Source organism: Mycobacterium sp. (assembly GCF_008709575.1).
Lineage (GTDB): Bacteria > Actinomycetota > Actinomycetes > Mycobacteriales > Mycobacteriaceae > Mycobacterium.
In genome coordinates this window covers 1-1,096 of sequence record NZ_VYIK01000184.1, presented here as the reverse complement: position 1 = coordinate 1,096, position 1,096 = coordinate 1, and the positions used below count along the sequence as shown (strand labels likewise).

Here is a 1,096-nt window from a genome sequence, read left to right as displayed (position 1 = left end):
CCAGAACTGGACACGCAAAGAGCCGGCACGAAAGCCGCGCCGTCGTTCCACGATACCTGCATCGCCGCCCTGAGCCAAAACGCCAGCCGGCCCACCGGCGGGGAATATCATCCGATCCCCGACTACTTGCAGCAACCATGACCAGTTCCGCGGCCGGCAAGCCCAACGAAGCCCTCAGCGACCGGGTGGTGGCGACCACCGACCCTGCCACTGCCCGGGCTGTCGGCCGCAAGGCGCCCGACAGATGACCGAAGCTGTTTCGCTCAAACCCGACCTCGGCCGTTTCGGCGTGTGGTTGGGGACCCGCTCCATCAGTCCCGAGCTGGCCCAACGCATCGAGGCGCTCGGCTACGGCACCGCCTGGATCGGCGGCTCACCCGACGCCGACTTGGCGTGGGTGGAGCCCGCGCTGAAGCACACCGGCTCCCTGCAACTGGCCACCGGGATCGTCAATATCTGGTCGGCGCCGGCGGCGACCGTGGCGCAGTCCTACCATCGCATCGAAAATGCCTATCCGGGGCGGTTTCTGCTGGGGATCGGGGTCGGCCATCGTGAACACACCGGACGGTACCGCAAGCCCTACGACGCACTGGTCGGCTACCTCGACGAACTCGACGCCGCGACGGTGCCGACCAGCCGGCGGGTACTTGCTGCGCTGGGCCCGAAAATGCTCGCGCTGTCGGCTCACCGCAGCGCCGGCGCCCACCCGTATCTGACGACCCCGCAACACACGGCGCGGGCTCGCGAACTGGTGGGCAACACGGTGTTACTGGCCCCCGAACACAAGGTGGTGCTGACCACCGACACCGCCGAGGCCCGCCGCGTCGGCCGCGACAGCATCGGGTTCTACCTCGGCTTGAGCAACTACGCGAACAACTGGCGCCGGCTGGGGTTCACCGACAATGACGTGCGTGAGCCCGGCAGCGACCAGCTGATCGACGCGCTGGTCGCTTACGGCACCCCCGACGCCGTCGCCGCCCGGCTGAATGAGCACCTGGAGGCCGGCGCCGACCACGTCGCGATCCAGGTGCTGGGCGGCCGCTACGAGGACATCCTGCTGCCCGTGCTGACCCAACTCGCCCGAGCACTGAGGCTA

Annotated in this window: 1 protein-coding gene; it reads left to right on the top strand. The window is 68.5% G+C overall.

Annotated elements, in window-relative coordinates:
- Positions 1–244 precede the first annotated feature (244 nt).
- Positions 245–1,096, top strand: an 852-nt coding sequence (locus F6Q13_RS17725) for an LLM class F420-dependent oxidoreductase (protein WP_293059349.1), incomplete at its 3' end; no start/stop codon positions are given.